Genomic DNA, 25052 nt, shown 5'->3' with positions numbered 1-25052 from the left:
CGTCAATGGTGTCGCATCCTGTGAGAAGGGGCTTGCCCAAGCTGTGTTGCATTGTCTACCGGAGAAGCCCCATGAACGCTCGTTCCGTCCGTCGTCCTGCAACTGAACGCGTCATCGAATGCGCCGACCCACGCCTGCTGCGCGGCGTGCGGCAGCTGGCCCTGGCCGGGCTGGCGCTGGTACTGGTCTGGCCGGCGGCACGTGGCAGCAGTGCGTGGCTGGGCTGGCTGCCGATGTGGCTGGTGGGCATGCCGTTCGCGGCCTGGTGGGCGCTGCTGCGCTTTCCGCTGCCCCACCTGTCATGGCGGCGGCGGGCGCGGCGTACCGGTGGACAGGCACGCCGCCGGCCGGCTCCCGCCGCACGCAGCCGGCGCAGTCCGGCGGCCACGGCCTGACCTTCGACACGGGGGAGGCCGCGGCATTCCGTGCTAGCGTTCCACGGCTTATGACTGCCTGGAGCTGCAATGTCACGACTCGCTTCCGCCTGCCTGTTGGCCGGCATGATGACCGCTGCCTCGGTGGGGACCGCCGTGGCCGCTGAAGACACCGATCGCTACGCATGGCTGGAGGACGTCACCGGCGACAAGCCGCTGTCCTGGGTCAAGGAACAGAATGCCAAGTCCGAGGCGCGCCTGGCGCAGACCCCGACCTTCAAGCAGATGGAGACCAGCATCCGCGAGGTGCTCGACTCCGATGCCAAGATTCCCGGCGTGCAGAAGATCGGCGACTACTACTACAACTTCTGGAAGGACCAGCAGCACGAGCGCGGCCTGTGGCGCCGCACCACCCTGGCCGAGTACCGCAAGGCCTCGCCGCAGTGGGAGACCGTGCTCGACCTGGATGCACTGAACAAGGCCGAGGGTGAGAACTGGGTCTGGCATGGCGCTGATTGCCTGCGCCCGGATTACAGCCGCTGCCTGATCGCGCTGTCGCGCGGCGGCGCCGACGCCGACGTCACCCGTGAGTTCGACCTGGCCAACAAGACCTGGATCAAGGACGGCTTCTTCCGTCCGGAGTCGAAGGGTGGCCTCAACTGGGTCGACCGCGACACCGTGTTCGTCTACACCGACTTCGGTGCCGGCTCGATGACCACGTCCGGCTATCCGCGCGTGGCCAAGCTGTGGAAGCGTGGCACGCCGATGGCCTCGGCCACCGTGGTGTACGAAGGCAAGCCGGAAGACATGTACATCGCGGCGATGCACGATGACACCCCGGGCTTCGAGCGCAACCTGGTCAGCCGCACGCTGGCGTTCTACAACAACGAGCTCTACCTGCGTGGCGACGACGGCACGCTGACCAGGATCGACGCGCCGAACTCGGCCGAGAAGGGCCTGCACAAGCAGTGGCTGACCCTGGAACTGCGCGATCCGTGGACCGTGGGTGGCAAGACCTACGCGTCCGGTTCGCTGCTGGCGACCAAGCTGGACGACTTCCTGGCCGGCAAGCGTGACTTCGAGGTGCTGTTCACCCCGACCGCGACCACCTCGCTGGCCAGCGCCACCTGGACCAAAAACCATCTGGTGCTGAACGTGCTGGATGACGTCAAGAACCGCCTGTCGGTGCTGACCCCGGGCGCCGATGGCTGGCAGACCAGCCGCTTCGTTGGTGCCCCGGCCTTCGGCACGCTGGGCGTGGCCGCAGTAGACAGCAACGACAGCGACGCGGTGTGGCTGACCGCCACCGACTACCTGACCCCGACCACGCTGGCCCTGGCCGAGATCGGCCAGGCGCCGGAAACGTTGAAGACCATGCCGGCCTTCTTCGATGCCAAGGGCAAGGTGATCGAGCAGCACTTCGCCACCAGCAAGGACGGCACCCGCGTGCCGTACTTCGTGGTGCACGACAGGGCGATGAAGCTCGATGGCTCCAATCCGACCCTGCTGTACGGCTACGGTGGTTTCGAGATTTCGCTGACGCCGAGCTATTCCGGTGGCATGGGCCGCGCCTGGCTGGAGAAGGGCGGCGTGTACGTGGTCGCCAACATCCGTGGCGGCGGCGAGTACGGCCCGCGCTGGCACCAGGCGGCGCTGAAGCAGAACCGCCACAAGGCCTATGAAGACATGGCCGCCGTGGCGCGCGATCTGGTCAAGCGCAAGATCACCTCCGCCAAGCACCTGGGCGTGCAGGGCGGCAGCAATGGTGGCCTGCTGACCGGCAACATGCTGACCCAGTACCCGGAACTGTTCGGTGCAGTGGTGGTGCAGGTGCCGCTGCTGGACATGAAGCGCTACAGCCACCTGTTGGCCGGCGCTTCGTGGATGGCCGAGTACGGCAACCCGGATACCAGCGACTGGGACTTCATCAAGACCTTCTCGCCGTACCACCTGTTCAACGCGAAGAAGAACTACCCGCCGGTGCTGTTCACCACCTCCACCCGCGATGACCGCGTGCACCCGGGCCACGCCCGCAAGATGGCGGCGAAGATGATCGACGCCGGCAAGGACGTGACCTACTACGAGAACATCGAAGGTGGCCACGGCGGCGCAGCCAACAACGCGCAGGCCGCGCACATGTCGGCACTGGCCTACAGCTTCCTGTGGGAGCGGTTGGGCGGCAAGTGATGGAATGAAAAACGCCGCCCCAGGGCGGCGTTTTTCTTTACCGGTAGTGCCGGCCGGCACTACCGTCAACGTGATCCTTGCCAGCGCTTCAACCCGCGCGAAATCCGCGCCACCGCCTCCTGCAACCGCGGCACTTCCTGGGTATAGGCCAGCCGCACATGCTGGTTGGCGCGGTGGAAGCCGAAGTCCAGGCCCGGGGTGAACGCCACGTGCTCGGTTTCCAGGAAGTGTGCGCAGAACGCCTGCGCGTCGTCGGTGAACGCGCTGACATCGGCGTACAGGTAGAACGCACCCTGCGGCTCGACTTCAATCCGGAAGCCCAGCTCGCGCAACGCGGGCAGCAGGAAGTCGCGGCGCTGGCGGAACGCTTCGCGGCGCTGCTCGAAGATCGCCATTGATTCCTCGCTGAAGCAGGCCAGTGCGGCGTGCTGGGCGATGCTCGAGGCGCTGATGTACAGGTTCTGCGCCAGCTTTTCCAGGTCCGGGACTGCGGCCGGTGGTGCCACCAGCCAGCCCAGCCGCCAGCCGGTCATGCCGAAGTACTTGGAAAAACTGTTCAGCACGAATGCGCTGTCGTCCACCTGCAGCACGCTGGGTGCATCCAGGCCGTAGGTCAGGCCATGATAGATCTCGTCCACCACCAGGTGGCCGCCGCGCGCGTGCAGGGTCTGCGACAGCGCGGCCAGTTCATCGGCGGACAGCACGGTGCCGGTCGGGTTGGCTGGGGACGCGACCAGCGCGCCGACGCTGTCGGCATTCCAGTGCTGTTCCACCAGCGCCGGGGTCAGCTGGTAGGCAGTGTCCGGGCCGACCGGTACCAGTTGTGCGCCGCCTTCAACAAGGCGCAGGAAGTGGCGGTTGCACGGGTAACCGGGGTCGGCCAGCAGCCAGTGGCGGCCGGGATCGACCAGCAGGCTGCTGGCCAGCAGCAGCGCACCGGACCCACCCGGGGTGACCAGGATGCGTTCGGGATCGATATCCAGCCCATAGTGGCTGCGATAGAAGCCGCTGATCGCCTGGCGCAGCGCGGGCAGGCCACGCGCTGCGGTGTAGCGGGTGTGGCCGGCAGCCAGTGCGGCCTGACCGGCACGCACGACGGGTTCGGCGGTAGTGAAGTCCGGTTCGCCGATTTCAAGGTGGATCACATCGTGGCCGGCCTGTTCCAGCGCCTGCGCGCGGGCCAGCAGGGACATCACGTGGAACGGAGCGATTTCATGGCTGCGCCGGCTGTAGCCCGGCGTGTGGGGCAGGGTACTCATGGAGCCCATGGTACGCCGGTCGACATGGCCCATGACGATCCGCAGGGTTGCCGCTTGGCCGCGATTGGGGTCAGATCCCTTTTCGGGAAAAGGGATCTGACCCCGCCGAAGACCATTGCATTGATGCGCCTGGAACCTTATCTCATGAAATCCACCCTCTGCCTGTTACTCGCCAGCCTGATGACCACGACTGCTACCGCCGCCACGCCGCCCGTTCCGCCGGATGCCGCCAGGCATCCGCATGTGGTCAAGGCGCCGTTCGGCGCGACCCGCAACGATGACTATTACTGGCTGCGCGACGACAAGCGCGAGAACAAGGACATGCTGGCCTACCTGCAGGCCGAGAATGCCTATGCCGACCAGCTGCTGGCACCGCTGAAGCCGCTGGAAGACACCCTGTACGCGGAGATCGTCGGCCGCATCAAGCAGGACGATTCCAGCGTGCCGGCGCGCGAGCGCGGCTACTGGTACTACAGCCGCTTCGAGACCGGCCAGGACTACCCGATCCATGCGCGCCGCAAGGGCAGCATGGATGCGGCCGAGGAAATCCTGCTGGATGTCAATGCGATGGCCGCCGGCAAGGGCTACTTCAGCGTCGGCGCGATGGAAGTAAGCCAGGACAACCAGCTGCTGGCCTGGGCCGATGATGACGTCGGCCGCCGCCAGTACACGATCCGCTTCAAGGACCTGCGCACCGGCCAGGTGCTGCCCGACGTGATCACCGGCAGCTCCGGCGACCTGGTCTGGGCCGACGACAACCGCACCGTGCTGTACGTCGAGAACGATCCGGAAACGCTGCTGACCGTGCGGGTGAAGAAGCACGTACTGGGCACCCCGGCCAGCGCCGACACCGTCGTCTACGAAGAGAAGGACGACAGCTTCTACATGGGCATCGGCCGCACCCGCGACGATCGCTTCATCACCATCGGCGTGCACAGCACCGTGTCCTCGGAAGAGCGCTACGCGCCGGCCAGCGACCCGACCACCTTCACCGTGCTGGCGCCGCGCCAGCGCGATGTCGAGTACGACGCCGACCACTACGATGGCCGCTGGGTGATCCGCACCAACGACGGTGCCAAGAACTTCAAGTTGGTCACCGCGCCGACCGACGCCACCTCGCGTGCGCAATGGAAAGACTGGATCGCGCATGACGATGCGGTGTTCATCGAAGGTTTCGAGCTGTTCGATGGGTACACGGCCATCGCCGAACGCTCCGAGGGCCTGGAGCGCATCCGCCTGCTGTTCAAGGATGGCCGCAGCGACTACGTGAAGGCCGACGAGCCGGCGTATTCGATGGGCCTGGGCGACAACACCGAGGCCGATACGCCGTGGCTGCGCTACGTCTACACCTCGATGACCACCCCGACCACGGTGTTCGAGCTGAACACCGCCACCGGCGAGCGCCGCCAGCTGAAGCAGCAGCCGGTGATCGGCTATGACGCCTCGAAGTACGAGACCGACCGCGTCTGGATCACCGCGCGCGATGGCGTGAAGGTGCCGGTGTCGCTGGTCTACCGCAAGGGTTACCAGAAGGACGGCAAGGGCGCACTGTTCCAGTACGCCTACGGCAGCTACGGCATGTCGATGGATCCGTACTTCAACCAGACCGCGGTAAGCCTGCTCGATCGTGGCGTGGTGTATGCCATCGCCCACATCCGCGGCGGCCAGGAAATGGGCCGCGACTGGTACGAGAACGGCAAGCTGCTGCACAAGCAGAACACCTTCAACGACTTCATCGACGTTACCCGTGGCCTGGTCGCACAGGGCTGGGCGGCGAAGGATCGCGTGGCCGCGTCCGGTGGCAGCGCCGGTGGCCTGCTGATGGGTGCAGTGGCCAACCAGGCACCGCAGGATTACCGGGTGATGGTGGCGCAGGTACCGTTCGTCGACGTGGTCACCACCATGCTTGACCCGACCATTCCGCTGACCACCAACGAGTACGACGAATGGGGCAACCCGGAACAGAAGCCGTACTACGACTACATGCTGTCCTACTCACCCTACGACAACGTGAAGCAGCAGGCGTATCCGGCGCTGTTCGTGGGCACCGGCCTGTGGGATTCGCAGGTGCAGTACTGGGAGCCGGCCAAGTGGGTGGCCAAGCTGCGTGACGACAACATCGGCCACTACCCGATCCTGTTCCGCACCAACATGGAGGCCGGCCACGGTGGCAAGTCGGGGCGCTTCCAGCGCTACCGCGAGCTGTCCGAGTCGTACGCGTTCGTGCTGCAGCAGCTGGGCATCGCCCAGCCGTAATGGCGAAGGGGTGCCGGGCGTAGCCTGGCACCCCGAACCGGTATCCTTGCGGCCATGAGCCTGCCCGAGCCATCCGCACCGCGCGATAGCGCCACGCCACCGCGCGTGGTGCGTTTCCGCTGGGCATGGTGGCTGCTGGCGTATGTCAGCCTCGGTACCGGCATCGTCGGCATCTTTGTGCCGGGCCTGCCGACCACCGTATTCATCCTGATCTCGGCCTGGGCCGCCTCGCGCGGCTCCGAGCGCCTGCACACCTGGCTGCTGCAGCATCCGCGCTTCGGCCCGGCCATTGCCAACTGGCAGGCGCACGGAGCGGTCAGCCGCTACGGCAAATGGATGGCCACGATCACCATGGCGGTGTGTGCCGGCATCATGCTGTGGTGCGTGCCGATCGCCTGGGTGAAGTGGTTCTCGATCGGCAGCATGACCGTGGTGGCGATCTGGCTGTGGACCCGGCCGTTGCCACCGCCGGAGCGATAGTGCCGGCCGCTGGCCGGCGACCCGATCCCCTGCACCAACCGCTCAGCCGCCAATGGCTATACTCGGGGCATGAAGATCCCCCATCGAAACGCCATCCTGATTCCGTTGGCAGCGGCCTCGCTGCTGCTCCTCGCCGCCTGCGGCAACAAGGGCCCGCTGGTGCTGCCGCAGAAGCCGGTGCCGGTGGAAGAAGCCGTCGAACCCGCTGCCGAGCCCGCCACCGAAGCAACCCCGGTGGAGACCCAGGGCAGCGGCACCCCGGCCACGACCCTGGAGCCGGCCGCACCGACCACCCAGCCGGCACCCGCGCCAGCGAAGAAGGCGGGCAGCGGGAATGAGTAAGGCCGGTTCCAAGGCCCTGCGCTTCAGCAAGATGCATGGCGCGGGCAATGATTTCGTAGTGATCGACCTGCGTGACGGCACCGCACCGCCCACGCCCGAGCTGGCCGCACGCCTGGCTGATCGCCATACCGGCGTTGGCTGTGACCAGATCCTGACCATCGAGGCGCCGCGCGCGGAAGGCTCGGTGGCCTCGTACCGCATCTGGAATGCCGACGGTTCCAATTCCGAGCAGTGCGGCAACGGCGCGCGCTGCATCGCGGCCTGGCTGGTGCGCGAGGGCAGTGCGCAGGGCGATGCATTCGTCATCGACAGCCCGCTGGCCAGCCATGAAGTGAAGGTGATCGGTGATGGGCAATTCGCGGTAACCATGGGCGTGCCCGCCTTCGAGCCGGCCAACGTGCCGCTGATGGGCTTTGCGCACCCGCGCGAGGAATACCTGCTGCCGCTGCAGGGCGAGAGCGTACGCTTCGCCGCGGTGTCGATGGGCAACCCGCATGCGGTGATCGAAGTGGGCCTGATCGATGCCGCACCGGTCGAGCGCGTCGGTGCGCTGCTGCAGCAGCATGCGTCGTTCCCGCGCTCGGTGAACGTGGGCTTCGCCCAGGTGATGAGCCCGGCGCATGCCCGCCTGCGCGTGTTCGAGCGCGGCGTCGGCGAGACCCTGGCCTGCGGCAGTGGTGCCTGTGCCGCCGCGGTGACCCTGATGCAGCGCGGCCGCCTGCAGCGCGATGCACGCATCAGCCTGCCCGGTGGTGACCTGCGCATCCAGTGGCCGGGCGATGGCCAGCCGGTGGTGATGGCTGGCCCGACCGCATTCGTCTTCGAAGGGGAGTGGATGGCATGACCGAAACCGTCGACAAGCTCGGGGCCCATGAAGTCGCTGCCTGGTTGCGGCGTCATCCCGGCTTCCTCAAGCAGTTCCCGGACCTGGCCCTGACCCTGGTGGTGCCGCGCGATGATGGCCCGACCGCATCGCTGGCCAGCTACCAGCTGGAAGTGCTGCGCGAGAAGAACCGCGAGCTGGCACGACGGTTGGCCGACCTGGGGGCCACCGCCCAGGTCAATGAACGCCTGGCAGTGCGCACGCATCAGCTGACGTTGGCGCTGATGAAGCAGGACAACGCCGCCGACACCCTGCGTGCGATGGCGGCATCGCTGCAGGAAGATTTCGCCGGCGACCTGGTGCGATTGGTGGTGCACACGCCGGTGGCCGGACTGGAACAGGCCGACTGGCTGCAGGTAATCGCCGCCGATGATGCGCAGCTGGGCCCGTTCCGCGATTGCCTGAACGACGGTGAGCCGATCTGCGGCCGCCTGCAGCCTGAAAAGAACGCCGTGCTGTATGGCGTGCGCAGCGAGGAGGTGCAGACCACCGCACTGCTGCCGCTGCCGGGCGTCGGTCTGATCGCCGTGGGCAGCCACGATCCGAACCGCTTCTATCCGGGCATGGGGACGCTGTTCCTGCGCATGATGGGTGACGCCCTGGTTACCGGCTTGAAGCGATTCCAGGACTGAGCAGGGCACGACGGCGATGAGCGCGGTACAGGCCTTCCTGCAGCACCTGCAGGTGGAGCGGCGGATGTCGGCACATACGCTCGACGCCTACCGCCGCGACCTGGACGCGCTGTCGGCCTGGGCCGGGCCGCGTGGCATGGCAGTGGAGGCACTGGATGCTGACGCGCTGCGCCAGTTCGTCGCCGATGAGCACCGTCGCGGCCTGTCGGCCAAGAGCCTGCAACGCCGCTTGTCGGCCTGCCGCAGCTTCTATGCCTGGCTGCTCAAGCATGGCCGCATCGAGGTCAGTCCGGCGGCGACGCTGAAGGCGCCGCGCGCACCGCGCCGCTTGCCCCAGGTGCTCGATGCCGATGAAGCCGTGCAGCTGGTCGAACTTGAGCCGGAAGGTGAACTCGGCCGCCGCGACCGCGCGCTGCTGGAACTGTTCTATTCCTCCGGCCTGCGCCTGAGCGAAGTCTGCGCGCTGACCTGGCGTGACCTGGATTTCGACAGCGGCCTGGTCAACGTGCTGGGCAAGGGCAACCGCCAGCGCCGGGTACCGTTCGGCCGGCCCGCACGCGAAGCGCTGCAGGCGTGGCGCGCGGAAAGTGGCGGCGGCCCGGCCGCGCCGGTGTTCCCCGGCCGTAACGGGCCGATCAGCCAGCGCGCGGTGCAGATCCGCATCCGCCAGTTGGCGCAGCGCCAGGGCCTGTTCAAGCACGTGCACCCGCACATGCTGCGGCACAGTTTCGCCAGCCACATCCTGGAATCGTCCGGCGACCTGCGCGGCGTGCAGGAGCTGCTGGGCCACGCTGACATCGCCACCACGCAGATCTACACCCACCTCGACTTCCAGCACCTGGCCAAGGTCTACGACGCTGCGCATCCGCGCGCCAAGCGCCGCAGCAAGGACGACAAGGCCGAATAGCCCGCCCTTGATCTGGATCAGGGCAGGTCGGATGCAACCGGCGCACCGTGGCCGCAGGCCACGAGGACACCGCCGCCATGGCGAAGCCCATACCGTTGCATCCCAAACACCCCGAGCGCATCTGCTGGGGCTGCGACCGCTACTGCGCGGCCGACGCGCTGGCCTGCGGCAATGGCTCCGGCCGCACCCAGCATCCGATCGAGACGCAGGGTGAAGACTGGTACATCGCCTGGGGCATCGAGCCGAATCCGGACCGGCCATCGCACGCCAAGCGCTGAACGGCAGCCATCCGCGCAGGCTTGATCGCACCCGGCGCTGTCCCCATGTCCCGTGAACAGCTATCGGAGGCCGCATGGACCCCAGTCAGAACCCCAACGTTTTCCACGCCACCACCATCGTCTGCGTCCGCCGCGGCGAGCACGTGGCCATTGCCGGCGACGGCCAGGTCACGCTGGGCCACACCGTGATGAAGGGCAATGCGCGCAAGGTGCGCCGCCTCGGCCGTGATGGCCAGGTGCTGGCCGGCTTCGCCGGTGCCGCGGCCGATGCCTTCACCCTGTTCGAGCTGTTCGAGGCCAAGCTGGAAAAGCACGGCCAGCTGCAGCGCGCTGCGGTCGAACTGGCAAAGGATTGGCGCACCGAGCGCCGCCTGGGCAAGCTGGAGGCCCTGCTGGCGGTGGCCGACAAGGAAACCTCGCTGATCATCAGCGGCACCGGCGATGTGATCGAGCCGGAGGATGGCATCATCGCCATCGGTTCCGGTGGTTCCTACGCACTGTCGGCCGCCCGCGCGCTGATGGCGCACACCGATCTGGACGCGCGCACCATCGCCAGCGAAGCGATCGGCATTGCCGGCGACATCTGCATCTACACCAACCGCAACGTGGTGGTCGAGGAGCTGTAACGCCTCCCGATCCGTCGGGCATGGCCCGGCGCTACCGACAACGAATCCGTGAGCACATCCATGTCGAAGATCGAAGTTTCCTCCGCCACCATGACCCCGCGCGAGATCGTGCAGGAACTGGACCGGCACATCGTCGGCCAGCACGACGCCAAGCGTGCAGTGGCCATCGCCCTGCGCAACCGCTGGCGCCGCATGCAGCTGGTGCCCGAGCTGCGCAATGAAGTGATGCCGAAGAACATCCTGATGATCGGCCCGACCGGCGTCGGCAAGACCGAAATCGCGCGCCGCCTGGCCACGTTGGCCAACGCACCGTTCGTGAAGGTCGAAGCCACCCGCTTCACCGAAGTGGGCTATGTCGGCAAGGACGTCGAGCAGATCATCCGCGACCTGGCCGATACCGCGGTCAAGCTGTACCGCGAACAGGCCAAGGTGCGCGTGCGGACCCAGGCCGAAGAGCGTGCCGAAGACCGCATCCTCGATGCGCTGCTGCCGCGTCGCAGCGGCGGCATCGGGTTCGATCCGGAGGTCGCCCGCAACGAACCGTCGGCGCAGGACAACGAGACCCGCATCAAGTTCCGCAAGATGCTGCGCAATGGCGAGCTGGACGAGCGCGAGATCGAGCTCGACCTGGCCGCCAACGTCAGCATGGACATCATGACCCCGCCGGGCATGGAGGAAATGGGCCAGCAGCTGAAGTCGATGTTCGCCAACCTCGGCGGCGGCGCCAAGGCGCATAAGCGAACGCTGACCATCAAGGCCGCGCGTCCGCTGCTGATCGAGGAGGAAGCCGGCAAGCTGGTCAACGAGGACGATATCCGCACCGCGGCGATCGAAGCCTGCGAGCAGCACGGCATCGTCTTCATCGACGAGATCGACAAGGTCGCCAAGCGTGGTGACAACGTGGGGGGTGGCGACGTGTCGCGCGAAGGCGTGCAGCGCGACCTGCTGCCGTTGGTGGAAGGCTCCAACGTGTCGACCAAGTACGGCACGATCAAGACCGACCACATCCTGTTCATTGCCTCCGGCGCGTTCCACCTGGCCAAGCCCAGCGACCTGATCCCGGAGCTGCAGGGCCGCTTCCCGATCCGCGTGGAGCTGGGTGCGCTGAGCAAGGGTGATTTCGTGCGCATCCTGACCGAGCCGAAGGCTGCGCTGACCAAGCAGTACGAAGCGCTGCTGGCCACCGAGGGCGTCAAGGTCAGCTTCACCGCCGATGCCATTGATCGTCTGGCCGAGATCGCCTTCCAGGTGAACGAGCGCCAGGAGAACATTGGTGCGCGCCGCCTGCACACGGTGCTGGAGCGCCTGCTGGATTCGCTCAGCTACGAGGCGCCGGACCGCGATGGCGAAACCCTGGCCATCGACAGTGCCTACGTCGATGCGCACCTGGGTGAGCTGGTGCAGGATCCTGACCTGAGCCGCTACATCCTGTAATCCCCGGCTCTGCAAAGATCGAGGCCGCCGCAAGGCGGCCTTTTTTTGTGCCGTCAGCGCGTGTGCCGGGTGCGGTAGGCCTGCAGTACATGATCCATCACCGCACTGGTGCGGGCGGCGCTGACGCCATTCGACGGCGAGTGGCCGCTGCCGCGCAACTCATCCACCAGGGTCGCGATCAACGGCTGCTGGATCGATGGCGGGTTGGGGATGTCGAACCTCTGCACGCCGGCTTCGGTTTCCAGTACCACCGGAACATCCTCGAAGGTGGCAAAGCGCAGCTGCCCCCGGTCGCCAGTGATTTCGATCTCATCCTGGCGGCGGAATGCGCAGAAGCTCCATTGCGCGATACCGTGCGCACCCGTGCCGGTGCGGAAGCACATCGAGACGCTGTCCTCGGCGGCGTAGGCGCCGGTCAACGAACTGGCCAGGCCACGCACATCGCTCAGCGGTCCCAGCAGATGGTCGAGCAGGTCCAGGGTATGCGAGCCCAGGTCGACGAACAGCCCGCCGCCGGCGATGGCCGGATTCGTCCGCCAGAAGTCCGGCGATGCGGCATTCGCCGAATGCGGCCGATGCAGGGTCGCGCGCACGCTGCGCGCTGTGCCGATCGCGCCGCGGTCCAGCAGCTGCTTCACCTGTGCGAAGCGGGGCAGGGCACGGCGGTAATAGGCCACGAACACCGGCACACCGCTGCGGGCGCTGGCCGCGATGATGCGCTGGCACTCGCCGTGGTCCATGGCCATCGGCTTTTCGATGTAGACCGGCTTGCCCGCGGCGATCGCCTGCAGCGCGTACTGCATGTGCGTGGAGGGCGGCGTAGCGACGTACACCGCGTTCACTTCCGGATCGGCGATGAGCGCATCGGCGTCCGCGTACCAGCGGGGAATCGCGTGGCGCCGTGCGTAGTCCTCGGCCAATGCGGCAGTGCGGCGCATGACCGCTGCCACCCGTGAGCCGGGCGTGCTGGCCAGGGCGGGGCCACTCTTCTTCTCGGTGACGCTGCCGCAGCCGATGAAGCCCCACACCACGTTGTCCAGGATCATCACGATGCGTCCAGAGAAGGAAAGGTCCGCCGGGTTCAACCCAACAGTGAGCGTAATCGATCACCGGCGGAGGCGGAGATATCGGCACCGGTGGGCAGGAAGCAACGCAGCTGCCACTGCCGGGTCCGGATCGCGTCCTTTGCTGTCGGCGTGCTCCACGGCGGATAGACACGGAGGGCGCGCTTTCCGCCCTTGCCATCGCGCGACATCACGCCGCGCTCGATCAGCAGGTCGCGGCTGAAGATGAACTACCCGCGCTGTGTTCCGTCGAAGACCGCGATCACCACGAACTGCACAGCATCGGCTGCATCCAATGGAGCGATATCAGCACCGGGGGCGGGGCGTTTCCACAGGGTTACGAACTGGCCGGTCTTGGTGGGGGTGATCTTCGCGACGCGGAACACGATGCTGTGACCCTCAAGGGCAAAGCGGCAGGCACCGTACTCTGCGCTTTCCGCTTCCGCCACGATCGGTCCGGTCAACTGCAGCCCTGCGGGCAGGTAGAGATCGTGCAGTGCCGCGGTGGCGGCAGCAATGCCGCTCACGCTTCGGGCAACGGCTCGGGCACCGTTCCGGGCACGAATACGCCTTCCTTCACGTAGGCGGCCAGGGTCATGTCCAGCGCGAGCATGCCGTCGCGCTTGAGGTCCATCAGTTCCGGTTCGACCATCGCGCCGTGCAGCACGCCCAGCACGGTGGCATGCAGCATGCGCGCGGCGATCTTCGGGTCGGCACCCTCGCGCAGCTGGCCCAGATCGCGGGCACGGCGCAGGGCGCGCTCCATCCGGTCCAGCGCATCGCGGAAACCGGCCTGCTGCATTTCGGTCAGCACCTTGGTGTCAGCCGAGGCATCGCTGCGCAGCATGATCTCCATGGTCTTGCGCAGGCGCTCGTCCTCGGACAGCTCGATGAACGAGTGGATCATCACCGCGCGCAGGTCGTGCACCGGGGTATCGCGCTGCTCGGTGGAGGTACGCTCCAGTTCCTGCATGAAGGGCAGGTGCACGCGCTCGACGATCGCGGCCAGCACCTCGCTCTTGTTCTTGAAATGCCAGTAGACCGCGCCACGGGTATAGCCGGCGCGGGCACCGATCATCTCCAGCGTGGTACGGGCCACGCCGTGTTCATGGAAGCAGGCTTCGGCGGCGTCAAGGATGCCTTCCCGGGTTGCCTGGGTGTCCTCTTTGGTCTTGCGGGCCATGGGTGTGGGTACGAGTGCGGGTGAAACGTGGCTGAATTGTACCGGTTTACAAACAAACAAGCATGTATGTATATTTCGCACCCATCATTCCCGTCGTGTGCGTGGCAGGCCGGTCCGGCTCCCGCTCCGCCCGGGTGGGCGCGATCTGCGGGGCTTTCACCGGAACAACGGGAAGCCTCGTCGTATCGGCGCTCTCTGAGATTCCTTCCTCCAAGAGCCTTTCCGTCATGTTGCTGAGCCGAATCCGACCCTTTGCACTGTCGCTGGCGATCGCCGCGACCGTGGCTGCCTGTGGCGGCCAACCCCAGGCCCCCGAGCAGGGCCCGGGCGAGGTCACCGTGGTCACGCTGAAGTCCGAGACCGTGGGCCTGACCCGCGAGCTGCCGGGCCGTACCAACGCCTTCCTGGTCGCCGAAGTGCGTCCGCAGGTCAACGGCATCGTCGCCAAGCGCCTGTTCACCGAGGGTGGCATGGTCAAGGCCGGCGAGCCGCTGTACCAGATCGAGGACGCCAGCTACCGCGCGCAGGCCAACAGTGCCCGTGCCCAGCTGGCGCGGGCCGAGGCCACCGCCAACGCCGCGCGCCTGAGCGCCAAGCGCATCACCGAGCTGGCCAAGGTCGATGCGGTCAGCCAGCAGGACCTGGAAAACGCCGTGGCCGCGCAGAAGCAGGCCGAGGCAGACGTCGGCGCCGCCAAGGCCTCGCTGGATGCGGCCAACGTCACCCTGGGCTACGCCCGCATCACCGCCCCTATCAGTGGCCGCATCGGCAAGTCCAGCGTCACCCAGGGTGCGCTGGTCAGCGCCGGCCAGGCCAACGCACTGGCCACCGTGCAGCAGCTGGACCCGATCTATGTCGACCTGACCCAGTCCTCGGCCGAGCTGCTGCAGCTGCGCCGTGAGCTGGCCGCGGGCCGCCTGCAGGACAACCAGGCGCTGCCGGTCAGCATCCTGATGGAAGACGGCAGCACCTTCGAACACAAGGGCACGCTGGAATTCTCCGAAGTCAGCGTCGACCCGGCCACCGGCAGCTTCGGCCTGCGCGTGAAGGTGGACAATCCGGACGGCCTGCTGATGCCGGGCACGTACGTGCGCGCGGTGATCGGTGGCGGCGTGCGCAGCGATGCGGTGCTGGTGCCGATGCAGGGCATCGCCCGCGATCCGAAGGGCGACACCACGGCGATGGTGGTCGGCAAGGACAACAAGGTCGAAGTGCGCCCGGTCAAGGTCAGCCGCACGGTCGGCGACAAGTGGCTGGTCGAGGATGGCCTGAAGGCCGGCGACAAGGTCATTGTCGAAGGCCTGCAGAAGATCGGCCCCGGCATGCCGGTCAAGGCCACCGAGAAGGGCGCTGCTCCGGCCAAGCCGGCGGCCACCGCCCAGCCTGCCGCCCCGGCCGGCGACGCGAAGTAAGCGGAGAACCCCATGGCACGCTTTTTCATCGATCGACCCATCTTTGCATGGGTGATCGCCATCATCATCATGCTCGCCGGCGGCCTGGCCCTGTTCAAGCTGCCGGTCTCGATGTATCCCAACGTCGCGCCGCCGGCGGTGGAAATCAGCGCCACCTACCCGGGTGCATCGGCCAAGGTGGTCGAGGACTCGGTGACGCAGATCATCGAGCAGAACATGAAGGGCCTTGATGGCCTGATCTACTTCTCCTCCAACAGCTCGTCCAACGGCCAGGCCACCATCACTCTGACCTTCGAGAGCGGCACCAACCCGGACATCGCCCAGGTGCAGGTGCAGAACAAGCTGCAGCTGGCCATGCCGCTGCTGCCGCAGGAAGTGCAGCGCCAGGGCATCAACGTGGCCAAGTCCAGCTCGGGCTTCCTGAACGTCATCGCGTTCGTGTCCGAGGACGGCAGCATGGACGCCAACGACATCGCTGACTACGTCGGTTCCAATGTCGTCGACCGTCTGAGCCGCGTGCCGGGCGTAGGCAACATCCAGGTGTTCGGTGGCAAGTACGCCATGCGTATCTGGCTGGACCCGAACAAGCTGCACACCTACGGCCTGTCCGTTGCGGAAGTGACCGCCGCGGTCAAGGCGCAGAACGCACAGGTGGCGATCGGCCAGCTCGGCGGCGCGCCGTCGGTGAAGGGCCAGCAGCTCAACGCCACCATCAATGCGCAGTCGCGCCTGCAGACCCCGGAACAGTTCCGCAACATCATCGTGCGCGGCGCGCAGGATGGTGCCGAGCTGCGCCTGGGTGATGTTGCCCGCGTCGAACTGGGTGCCGAGTCCTACGACTTCGTCACCCGCTACAACGGCCAGCCGGCCAGCGGCCTGGCGGTCACCCTGGCTACCGGCGCCAACGCGCTGGACACTGCGGCCGGCGTGGATGCCGCGCTGCAGGACATGAAGGGCTTCTTCCCGGCCGGCCTGAAGGCCGAGATCCCGTACGACACCACCCCGTTCGTGCGCGTGTCGATCAAGGGCGTGGTGCAGACCCTAATCGAAGCGATCGTGCTGGTGTTCGTGGTGATGTACCTGTTCCTGCAGAACTTCCGCGCCACCCTGATCCCGACCATCGCCGTGCCGGTGGTGCTGCTGGGTACCTTCGGCGTGCTGGCGATGCTGGGCTTCTCGGTGAACATGCTGACCATGTTCGCGATGGTGCTGGCGATCGGCCTGCTGGTGGACGATGCCATCGTGGTGGTGGAGAACGTCGAGCGCATCATGTCCGAAGAAGGACTGTCGCCGCTGGAGGCCACCCGCAAGTCGATGGGCCAGATCACCGGTGCGCTGGTGGGCATCGGCCTGGTGCTGTCGGCGGTGTTCGTGCCGATGGCCTTCATGAGCGGCTCCACCGGCGTGATCTATCGCCAGTTCTCGGCCACGATCGTCTCGGCGATGGCGTTGTCGGTGCTGGTGGCGATCGTGCTGACCCCGGCGCTGTGCGCGACCATGCTCAAGCCGCTGAAGAAGGGTGAGCACCACGTGGCCCACCGTGGCCTGGCCGGTCGTTTCTTCAACGGCTTCAACCGCGGCTTCGACCGCACCAGCGAAAGCTACCAGCGCGGCGTGCGCGGCATCATCCACCGTCCGTGGCGCTTCATGGGCATCGTGGCGGCGCTGTTCGTGCTGATGGGCGTGCTGTTCGTGCGCCTGCCCAGCTCGTTCCTGCCCAACGAGGACCAGGGCGTGCTGATGGCGTTGGTGCAGGCCCCGGTCGGTGCCACCCAGGAACGTACGCTGGAATCGATCGCGGCGCTGGAAAACCACTTCCTACAGAACGAGAAGGATGCGGTGGACTCGGTGTTCTCGGTGCAGGGCTTCAGCTTCGCCGGCATGGGCCAGAACGCCGGCATGGCATTCGTCAAGCTGAAGGACTGGAGCGAGCGTGACGCCGACAACGGCGTGATGCCGATCACCGGCCGCGCCATGGCGGCCCTGGGCCAGATCAAGGATGCCTTCATCTTCGCCTTCCCGCCGCCGGCCATCCCGGAACTGGGTACCGCTTCGGGCTACACCTTCTTCCTGAAGGACAACAGCGGCCAGGGCCACGAGGCACTGGTGGCCGCGCGCAACCAGCTGCTCGGCCTCGCTGCCGGCAGCAAGAAGCTGGCCAACGTGCGCCCGAATGGCCAGGAAGACACGCCGCAGTTCCGCATCGACATCGATGCGGCCAAGGCGACTTCGCTGGGGCTGTCGATCGACCAGATCAACGGCACGCTGGCCGCCGCGTGGGGCAGCTCGTACATCGACGACTTCGTCGATCGTGGCCGCGTCAAGCGTGTGTTCGTGCAGGCCGACCAGGCGTTCCGCATGGTGCCGGAGGACTTCGATCTCTGGTCGGTGAAGAACGACAAGGGTGAGATGGTGCCGTTCAGCGCCTTCGCCACCAAGCACTGGGACTACGGCTCGCCGCGCCTGGAACGCTACAACGGCGTGTCGGCGATGGAAATCCAGGGCGAACCGGCCCCGGGTGTCGCCTCCGGTGACGCCATGACCGAGATCGAGCAGCTGGCCAAGCAACTGCCGGCGGGCTTTGGTATCGAGTGGACGGCGATGTCCTACCAGGAACGACAGGCCGGCTCGCAGACGCCGCTGCTGTACACGCTGTCGCTGATGATCGTGTTCCTGTGCCTGGCCGCGATGTACGAAAGCTGGAGCGTGCCGACCGCGGTGCTGCTGGCGGCCCCGCTGGGTATCCTCGGCGCGGTGCTGGCCAACACCTTCAAGGGCCTGGAACGCGACATCTACTTCCAGGTGGCGATGCTGACCACGGTGGGCCTGACCAGCAAGAACGCGATCCTGATCGTCGAGTTCGCCAAGGAAAACCTGGAGAAGGGTGCAGGTCTGATCGAATCGATCATGCACGCCGTGCGTGACCGCCTGCGCCCGATCGTGATGACCTCGCTGGCCTTCGGCATGGGCGTGGTGCCGCTGGCGATCTCCACTGGTGCCGGTTCCGGCGCAAAGCAGGCGATCGGCACCGGCGTGCTCGGCGGCATGATCGTCGGCACCGTGCTCGGCGTGTTCTTCGTACCGCTGTTCTTCGTAGTGGTGCAGCGCGTGTTCAAGCGCAAGACCGCCGAGTGATGAAATCCGGTAGCGCCGGGCCGTGCCCGGCGGATGTCTCACCGCGTAGCCGCCGGGCATGGCCCGGCGCTACCACCGTGACCCCCAAGGTGTTGCCATGAAGCTTCATTCCATTGCTGTTTCCATTGCCGCTGCGCTCGCGCTGGCCGGCTGCTCCACCCTGGTGCCGAAGAACACCGCCGTTGCTCCGGCCATTCCGGCGCAATGGCCGGCCGAGGCCACGCAGGGCCAGGTGGCCGATGTTGCCGCCGTCGGCTGGCGCGACTTCTTCACCGATGCGCGCCTGCAGCAGGTGATCGACCAGTCGCTGCAGAACAACCGCGACCTGCGCGTGGCCGTGCTGAATGTTGAACGTGCGCGCGGCCAGTATCGCGTACAGCGCGCTGATCGCGTGCCGGGCGTAGCCGTCACCGGCCAGATGGATCGTCGAGGCACCGACGCTGGTGTCACCGAGCAGTTCACCGCCGGTGTCGGTGTGGCCGAGTTCGAGCTCGACCTGTTCGGCCGCGTGCGCAACCTCAGCGAGGCGGCACTGCAGCAGTACTTTGCTGTGGCCGCCAACCGTCGCAACGCGCAGTTGAGCCTGGTGGCCGAGACTGCCACGGCGTGGTTGACCTACGGGGCTGATGCGCAGCGGCTGAAGATCGCCGACGCGACGCTGAAGACCTACGAGGATTCGCTGCGCCTGGCCGAGGCCCGCCACGAACGGGGCGGCAGTTCGGGGCTGGAACTGATCCAGACCCGTACCCTGGTCGAGACCGCGCGCACCGATGCCGCCCGGCTGCGTGGCCAGCTGGCCCAGGACCGCAATGCGCTGGCGCTGCTGGCCGGTGGCCAGCTGGATCCGGCGCTGCTGCCTGACAGCATCGAACCGCAGCTGCTTGCACTCGCACCGCCGCCAGCCGGCCTGCCCAGCGACGTGCTGCTGCAGCGCCCGGACATCATGGCCGCCGAGCACCAGCTGCTGGCGGCCAACGCCAACATCGGCGCGGCACGTGCCGCCTTCTTCCCGAGCATCTCGCTGACCGGCAGCATCGGCAGTGGCTCAAGCGAACTGTCCAATCTGTTCGACAGCGGCACCCGTGTGTGGAGCTTCCTGCCGAAGATCACGCTGCCGATCTTCCAGGGCGGCAAGCTGCGCGCCAACCTCGCCATCGCCAATGCAGACCGTGACATCGCGCTCGCGCAGTACGAAAAGGCGATCCAGGTGGGCTTCCGCGAAACCGCCGACGCACTGGCGTTGAACGTCAGCCTGGATGAGCAGGTGAGTTCACAGCAGCGCCTGGTGGAAGCGGCCGAACAGGCCAACCGCCTGTCGCAGGCACGCTACGACGCTGGGCTGGACAGCTTCGTGACCCTGCTCGATGCGCGGCGTACCGCCTACAACGCGCAGCAGACCCAGCTGCAGGCGCAGCTGGCCCAGCAGGCCAACCGCATCACCCTGTACAAGGTGCTGGGCGGCGGCTGGCACGAGCGCGGGTAAGCAGCGCTTCTGGTAGGTGCCAACCTTGGTTGGCACAGGGCCAGCCGCCTGCGCTGACGCATCCGTGCCAACCAAGGTTGGCACCTACCCTGATGATCGATGGTAGTGCCGGCCGCTGGCCGGCATTGTCATTTCAGGGCCTGCTACACCGCTTCATCATCGCGGCGCGCGGCATGGCAGGCGCGAACGCGTGCCAGTGCGTCGCCGGCTTCGCGCGCCATCTGCTCGTACTCACGGCGGATTTCTTCCAGCCGCTCCTCGTCCAGTTCTTCCAGATCCAACAGTTCGTTGTTGGCTTCGGCCGTCGCGCGGATCAGCTCGTCCAGCTTGATCTGCATTGCGGCGGTATCCGCGTTCTGCGTGTGCTGGATCAGGAACACCATCAGGAAGGTGATGATGGTGGTACCGGTGTTGATCACCAGCTGCCAGGTGTCGTTGAAACCGAACACCGGACCACTGATGCCCCAGATCACCACGATCGCCACCGCAGCCAGGAAGGTCCACGGCGAACCGGTGGCGGCCGCAGCCTTCTTGGCGATCGTATTGAACAGGTTTCGTGCTTTCATCGTCGTCGTCCCACTCAGGTGACGAGGATGATCGGCGGTGGCTCGTGCAGGGGCCGTGCAGCCGTCGCGCCGCAGCTCAGGCACGCAGGCGCGGAGCGTCCTGCAGGCGCACCGGGCTGGTCTGGTAGACGTGCTGCCAGCAACGGTCGACGAATTCGCGGGCCTGGGCTTCGCTCAGGCGCGGCATGATCTGCAGCGCGTACTGGGTCTGGAACATCTCGTCGCGCTGCGCATTGCTGGCGCGCGGCTGGGTAATCAGCGAGTCGCAGGCGAACTTGATCCACGGCACGTAGGAGCCGAACGAGTTGTGCGGCAGTGCGCCGTCGGCATGCTGGCGGCGCCAGTGGTCAAGTTCGGCGTCAACATTGATGACCGGGGGAATGGTGGGGACTTCAGCGTGCATGACAATCCAGTTCGGTTGAGTGGAAAGGGAGTGGGGGTTCATCCGAGTGTGGCCGATGAGGCAGTGGATGCCGCGTCAGCGAGATGTGGAGCCGGCGTTGCGATTGCCTATCAACTGCGCATGCTGGACCGCGCCGAGGTCTTCGGCCATGTTGGCCATCGCATTGCACAGGCGCTCATGGTCGAGCGGATGGCCACGCACCAGTTCCAGCTGCAGGCCCTGGTAGGCGGTCCAGAACAGCGCGCCGCGCTGGTGCAGCGCGTACTGCTGCTGCAGGCGCTCGCGGATGGCATCAAGCATCGGGTCGGGCGTGGGGCGGACGGCATGCGCGCACATGGCTGGCTCCGCCGGGGGAGAGAAGGCCCCGGTAACCCCACCCTAGGCGCCTCGGCCGGGTGGGGTGTTACCGCAGCGTATGCACGCAGCGCAGCTGACTGTGCGCGGGTTCACAGCAATGGCCGCAAACGCTGCCGGCACTAGGGCAGGCCGGCACTGAAGCGTTCATTAAGCGGGTTCAACAGGACACTGCGCGGTGTTCATTCACCGATGTCTTCGTTCCAGATCTCCGGATGCTGCGCAATGAAGCCGCCCAGCAGGTCCACGCATTCCTGGCTGTCCAGGTCGATCACGTTGACGCCGTTTTCGCGCAGCCAGTCGATGCCGCCCTGGAAGGTGCGCGATTCGCCCACCACCACGGTGCCGATGTTGAACTGGCGCACCAGGCCCGAGCAGTACCAGCACGGGGCCAGGGTGGTGACCATGATGGTGTCCTGGTAACGGCGCTGGCGCCCGGCCTTGCGGAAGGCGTCGGTTTCGCCGTGCACCGACGGGTCGCCTTCCTGCACGCGGCGGTTGTGGCCGCAGCCGAGCAGGCGGCCATCGTTGTGGTACAGCGCCGCGCCGATCGGCACGCCGCCTTCGGCCAGGCCCTGGCGGGCTTCGGCGATGGCGGTCTGCAGCAGGGCCTGGTAGTCGGGCGTGGTGATCATGCGGGGCTCCGGTAAGTCGTGGCCCGCCATGATACGGGCAGGGGGTGCCGCTGGCCCCCGGCGGTGCGATAATCGGGGGCATGAGCGAATCCCCCTACAAAGCCGGTACGACCCATTTCGGGTTCCGCGACGTCGCCGCCAAGGACAAGCAGAAGCTGGTCGGCCAGGTGTTCACCTCGGTCGCGCGCAACTACGACCTGATGAACGACCTGATGAGCCTGGGCGTGCACCGGGCGTGGAAGCGCTACTACGTGGCGACCGCGCAGGTGAAGCCGGGCGACCGCGTGCTCGACCTGGCCGGCGGCACCGGCGACATCGCCGCCCTGCTGAAGGAGCGCGTCGGCGCCGAGGGCTCGGTGGTGCTGGGCGACATCAACGCCGGCATGCTGTCGGTCGGCCGTGACCGCCTGACCAACCGCGGCCTGGTGCTCGGCCTGGACTACGTGCAGTGCAACGCCGAAGCCCTGCCGTTCCCGGACAACAGCTTCGACCTGGTCACCATCGCCTTCGGCCTGCGCAATGTCACCGACAAGGACGCTGGCCTGCGCGAGATGTACCGCGTGCTGAAGGTCGGCGGCCAGGCCCGCGTGCTGGAGTTCTCAGAAGTCACTGCGGACTGGTTCAAGCCGATCTACGACTTCCACTCGTTCAAGATCCTGCCCAAGCTGGGCAAGCTGTTCGCCAATGATTCGGACAGCTACCAGTACCTGGCCGAGAGCATCCGCAAGCACCCGCCGCAGGACGAGCTGAAGGCGATGATGGGACAGGCCGGTTTCGAGCGCTGCCACTACAAGAACCTGACCGGCGGCATCGTTTCGATCCACTCCGGCTACAAGCTGTAAGCCCTGGACGGGGGAAACCCCGGTACCTGCTCTGGTGGGTGCCAACCTTGGTCGGCAAAGCAGCTGCCGGTATCTACTCTGGCGGGTGCCGACCTTGGTCGGCACCGGCTTGACGCGAGCGTTGATGGATCCGTGCCAACCAAGGTTGGCACCCACCAAGGCGCGGCGCCTGCGCTCCCGCCCGCCATTACCCCGCACCGCGCAACGCCTGCCGGGCCGGAGGGAGGTACCATTGGGGTTTGATCCCCGTAACGGTCCCGATTCATGCGTAATCCGCTGATGCTCCTTCCGCTGGCCGTGGCCCTGGCCGCCGGCTGCTCCCAGGAGGCGGCCGCGCCCGCCGCCGCCCCGACTGCCGCAAAGGCCCCCGCCGCTCCCGTGAACGCCGAGAACCGCAGCCACGACGAAAGCTCGTACGCCGAGCCGGACAAGGTCGTCATCAAGGACATCGCGCTGGATCTGAAGCTGGACTTCGACCAGAAGCAGATCGGCGGTACCGCCACCTACACCCTGGAATGGAAGCAGAAGGACGCCAAGCAGCTGGTGCTCGACACCCGCGAGCTGACCGTGTCCAAGGTGGAGGCCGTCGCCGCCGATGGCGCGCGCAGCGCGCTGAAGTTCGAGCTGGCCCCGGTCGACAAGGTGTTCGGCAGCAAGCTGACCATCGAGGCCCCGGAACAGCCGGCCAAGGTGGAAGTGACCTACCACACCGCACCGACCGCCTCGGGCCTGCAGTGGCTGGCGCCGTCGATGACCGAGGGCAAGAAGCTGCCCTTCATGTTCAGCCAGTCGCAGGCCATCCACGCCCGTTCCTGGGTGCCGCTGCAGGACACCCCGAGCGTGCGCTTCACCTACAGTGCGCACGTGGTCTCGCGACCGGACGTGATGGTGCTGATGAGCGCCGACAACGATCCGAAGGCCGCGCGTGACGGTGACTACACCTTCAAGATGCCGCAGCCGATTCCGTCGTACCTGCTGGCCATCGCCGCCGGCGACCTGGTGTTCGAGCCGATTTCCGGCCGCTCCGGCGTCTGGGCCGAGCCGACCATGGTCAACAAGGCCGCCAAGGAATTCGAAGACACCGAGAAGATGATCGGTGCCGCCGAGAAGCTGTACGGCGAATACCGCTGGGGCCGCTACGACATGCTGGTGCTGCCGCCTTCGTTCCCGTTCGGTGGCATGGAGAACCCGCGCCTGACCTTCGCCACCCCGACCGTGATCGTCGGCGACAAGTCGCTGGTTTCGCTGGTCGCCCACGAACTGGCGCACAGCTGGTCGGGCAACCTGGTGACCAACGCCAGCTGGAAGGACATCTGGCTCAATGAAGGCTTCACCACCTACGTCCAGGGCCGCATCACCGAAGCCCTGTACGGCAAGGAGATGGCCGAGATGGAGAAGCAGATCGACCAGACCGACCTGCTGGCCGAAGTGAAGGACATGAGCCCGGCCGACCAGGCGCTGGCGCTGCCGCCGCTGAACGAGCGCGACCCCGACGAAGCCCTCAGCCAGGTGGCCTACGTCAAGGGTTCGTGGTTCCTGGAATTCCTCGAGCAGCGCTTCGGCCGCGAGACCTTCGATCCGTTCCTGCGCGGCTGGTTCGATGACCACGCGTTCCAGAGCGCGAACACCGACCAGTTCGTCGAGTACATGAAGAAGAACCTGCTGCCGAAGAATCCGTCGGCAGTGACCGAGGCCGAACTGAAGGCATGGCTGGACGAGCCGGGCATTCCGGCGTTCGCGGCCAAGGCGCAGTCGCGCAACTTCAGCAGCGTCGATACTGCGCGCATCGCCTTCGCCAGCGCCGGCACCGTGCCGAGCAGCCAGGTCATCGCCGACTGGAGCACGCAGGAATGGGTGCGCTTCATCGACGGCCTGGGCGCCACCCAGCCGCTGGACAAGCTGGCCACGCTGGACAAGGCCTTCCACTTCACCGGCACCCCGAATGGCGAGATCGCCATGCGCTGGTACCCGCTGGCGATCCGCAGCGGCTACGAGCAGGCCAATGAAGGCGCAGCCGCGTTCATCGAGCGCGTCGGTCGTCGCAAGCTGATCATGCCGATCTACGCCGAACTGGTGAAGACCCCGAAGGGACTGGAGCTGGCCAAGCAGGCCTTTGAAAAGGCCAAGCCGGGCTATCACCCGATCACCACCGCCTCGGTCCAGGACATGCTGGCCAAGGCTGAAGCCAAGTAAGCGGTAGTGCCGGCCGCTGGCTGGCAACCGGTCACTGCTTCACCACCAACGGCGGGGAAACCCGCCGTTGGTGTATCCGCTTTTCGCTGCCGATAGAATCGGGATGCACTCGCAAAGGACCTCC

Annotated in this window: 23 protein-coding genes and 1 pseudogene; 16 read left to right on the top strand and 8 right to left on the bottom strand. The window is 66.6% G+C overall.

Translation table 11 applies throughout. The features are described 5' to 3' along the window. The first annotated feature begins 71 nt into the window (after positions 1-71). The gene (locus V3B30_RS15630) at positions 72-395 is read left to right on the top strand and encodes a hypothetical protein (protein WP_262083633.1); all 324 of its coding nucleotides are present in this window, start codon (positions 72-74) and stop codon (positions 393-395) included. Positions 396-464: 69 nt separating this feature from the next. Further along, positions 465-2561 (top strand): prolyl oligopeptidase family serine peptidase, encoded by a 2097-nt coding sequence (locus V3B30_RS15625; RefSeq protein ID WP_262083634.1) that lies wholly within the window; start codon positions 465-467, stop codon positions 2559-2561. A 65-nt stretch (positions 2562-2626) separates the two neighbouring features. Here V3B30_RS15625 and V3B30_RS15620 read toward each other — a convergent pair whose 3' ends face one another. Continuing rightward, the gene (locus V3B30_RS15620; protein WP_202908129.1) at positions 2627-3820 is read right to left on the bottom strand and encodes a pyridoxal phosphate-dependent aminotransferase; all 1194 of its coding nucleotides are present in this window, start codon (positions 3818-3820) and stop codon (positions 2627-2629) included. A gap of 144 nt (positions 3821-3964) precedes the next feature. On the opposite strand from V3B30_RS15620, the gene V3B30_RS15615 reads away from it, so the two are divergent. From V3B30_RS15615 to hslU, 9 genes are all read left to right on the top strand, one after another. Next, positions 3965-6076, top strand: coding sequence for a S9 family peptidase (locus V3B30_RS15615; RefSeq protein ID WP_262083635.1), 2112 nt, complete (start codon positions 3965-3967; stop codon positions 6074-6076). A gap of 54 nt (positions 6077-6130) precedes the next feature. After that, positions 6131-6556, top strand: coding sequence for a YbaN family protein (locus tag V3B30_RS15610; protein ID WP_262083636.1), 426 nt, complete (start codon positions 6131-6133; stop codon positions 6554-6556). A gap of 69 nt (positions 6557-6625) precedes the next feature. Then, a complete protein-coding gene (locus tag V3B30_RS15605; protein WP_262083637.1) occupies positions 6626-6898 on the top strand; it encodes a lipoprotein in 273 nt (90 codons plus the stop codon). Further along, the gene (dapF, locus tag V3B30_RS15600) at positions 6891-7742 is read left to right on the top strand and encodes a diaminopimelate epimerase (RefSeq protein WP_262083638.1); all 852 of its coding nucleotides are present in this window, start codon (positions 6891-6893) and stop codon (positions 7740-7742) included. Before V3B30_RS15605 ends, dapF begins: the two co-directional genes overlap by 8 nt. Further along, entirely contained in the window at positions 7739-8413 is a 675-nt protein-coding gene (locus tag V3B30_RS15595) for a DUF484 family protein (RefSeq protein ID WP_100473961.1), read from the top strand. Before dapF ends, V3B30_RS15595 begins: the two co-directional genes overlap by 4 nt. A gap of 16 nt (positions 8414-8429) precedes the next feature. Then, positions 8430-9320, top strand: a complete 891-nt coding sequence (gene xerC / locus V3B30_RS15590; protein ID WP_100473960.1) for a tyrosine recombinase XerC — start codon at positions 8430-8432, stop codon at positions 9318-9320. Between the two features lie 77 nt (positions 9321-9397). Next, positions 9398-9598 carry a DUF3079 domain-containing protein gene (locus V3B30_RS15585; RefSeq protein ID WP_024957056.1) on the top strand — a complete coding sequence of 67 codons (201 nt, stop codon included), beginning with the start codon at positions 9398-9400 and terminating at the stop codon, positions 9596-9598. Between the two features lie 74 nt (positions 9599-9672). Beyond that, a complete protein-coding gene (gene hslV, locus V3B30_RS15580) occupies positions 9673-10224 on the top strand; it encodes an ATP-dependent protease subunit HslV (RefSeq protein ID WP_235649089.1) in 552 nt (183 codons plus the stop codon). 60 nt (positions 10225-10284) lie between these two features. Then, a complete protein-coding gene (gene hslU / locus V3B30_RS15575) occupies positions 10285-11658 on the top strand; it encodes an ATP-dependent protease ATPase subunit HslU (RefSeq protein WP_014038532.1) in 1374 nt (457 codons plus the stop codon). Positions 11659-11711: 53 nt separating this feature from the next. Here the strand turns inward: hslU and V3B30_RS15570 are convergent, their stop codons facing one another. The 3 genes and pseudogenes from V3B30_RS15570 to smeT form a co-directional block, all read right to left on the bottom strand. Continuing rightward, positions 11712-12704, bottom strand: coding sequence for a Gfo/Idh/MocA family oxidoreductase (locus V3B30_RS15570; RefSeq protein ID WP_262083639.1), 993 nt, complete (start codon positions 12702-12704; stop codon positions 11712-11714). Between the two features lie 35 nt (positions 12705-12739). Continuing rightward, positions 12740-13171: pseudogene (locus tag V3B30_RS15565) on the bottom strand (MepB family protein). Positions 13172-13245: 74 nt separating this feature from the next. After that, positions 13246-13905 (bottom strand): efflux transporter SmeDEF transcriptional repressor SmeT, encoded by a 660-nt coding sequence (gene smeT / locus V3B30_RS15560; protein ID WP_100473956.1) that lies wholly within the window; start codon positions 13903-13905, stop codon positions 13246-13248. 227 nt (positions 13906-14132) lie between these two features. On the opposite strand from smeT, the gene smeD reads away from it, so the two are divergent. The 3 genes from smeD (at position 14133) to smeF (ending at position 19935) form a co-directional block, all read left to right on the top strand. Then, the gene (gene smeD, locus V3B30_RS15555; protein ID WP_262083640.1) at positions 14133-15317 is read left to right on the top strand and encodes a multidrug efflux RND transporter periplasmic adaptor subunit SmeD; all 1185 of its coding nucleotides are present in this window, start codon (positions 14133-14135) and stop codon (positions 15315-15317) included. Positions 15318-15329: 12 nt separating this feature from the next. Then, complete coding sequence (smeE, locus tag V3B30_RS15550; RefSeq protein ID WP_262083641.1) at positions 15330-18452, top strand: multidrug efflux RND transporter permease subunit SmeE; 3123 nt, start codon at positions 15330-15332, stop codon at positions 18450-18452. Positions 18453-18549: 97 nt separating this feature from the next. Continuing rightward, the gene (gene smeF / locus V3B30_RS15545; protein ID WP_262083642.1) at positions 18550-19935 is read left to right on the top strand and encodes a multidrug efflux RND transporter outer membrane subunit SmeF; all 1386 of its coding nucleotides are present in this window, start codon (positions 18550-18552) and stop codon (positions 19933-19935) included. Between the two features lie 143 nt (positions 19936-20078). Here the strand turns inward: smeF and V3B30_RS15540 are convergent, their stop codons facing one another. The 4 genes from V3B30_RS15540 to V3B30_RS15525 all read right to left on the bottom strand — a co-directional run bounded on the left by V3B30_RS15540 (position 20079) and on the right by V3B30_RS15525 (position 21893). After that, complete coding sequence (locus V3B30_RS15540; protein ID WP_032129005.1) at positions 20079-20501, bottom strand: low affinity iron permease family protein; 423 nt, start codon at positions 20499-20501, stop codon at positions 20079-20081. A gap of 76 nt (positions 20502-20577) precedes the next feature. After that, positions 20578-20904, bottom strand: a complete 327-nt coding sequence (locus V3B30_RS15535; RefSeq protein WP_014038526.1) for a hypothetical protein — start codon at positions 20902-20904, stop codon at positions 20578-20580. A 75-nt stretch (positions 20905-20979) separates the two neighbouring features. Then, positions 20980-21240 carry a hypothetical protein gene (locus V3B30_RS15530; RefSeq protein WP_106469156.1) on the bottom strand — a complete coding sequence of 87 codons (261 nt, stop codon included), beginning with the start codon at positions 21238-21240 and terminating at the stop codon, positions 20980-20982. Positions 21241-21440: 200 nt separating this feature from the next. Further along, positions 21441-21893 (bottom strand): nucleoside deaminase, encoded by a 453-nt coding sequence (locus tag V3B30_RS15525; protein WP_005411083.1) that lies wholly within the window; start codon positions 21891-21893, stop codon positions 21441-21443. An 80-nt stretch (positions 21894-21973) separates the two neighbouring features. On the opposite strand from V3B30_RS15525, the gene ubiE reads away from it, so the two are divergent. Then, positions 21974-22735: a bifunctional demethylmenaquinone methyltransferase/2-methoxy-6-polyprenyl-1,4-benzoquinol methylase UbiE gene (gene ubiE / locus V3B30_RS15520; protein WP_005411082.1), complete on the top strand. Its 762-nt coding sequence runs from the start codon at positions 21974-21976 to the stop codon at positions 22733-22735. A 264-nt stretch (positions 22736-22999) separates the two neighbouring features. Next, positions 23000-24928, top strand: a complete 1929-nt coding sequence (locus V3B30_RS15515) for a M1 family metallopeptidase (protein WP_014038524.1) — start codon at positions 23000-23002, stop codon at positions 24926-24928. Positions 24929-25052: the final 124 nt, after the last annotated feature.

It is taken from the genome of Stenotrophomonas sp. SMYL41 (assembly GCF_036319965.1).
Classification (GTDB): domain Bacteria; phylum Pseudomonadota; class Gammaproteobacteria; order Xanthomonadales; family Xanthomonadaceae; genus Stenotrophomonas; species Stenotrophomonas maltophilia_R.
This window is presented reverse-complemented; position numbering and strand designations above follow the sequence as displayed.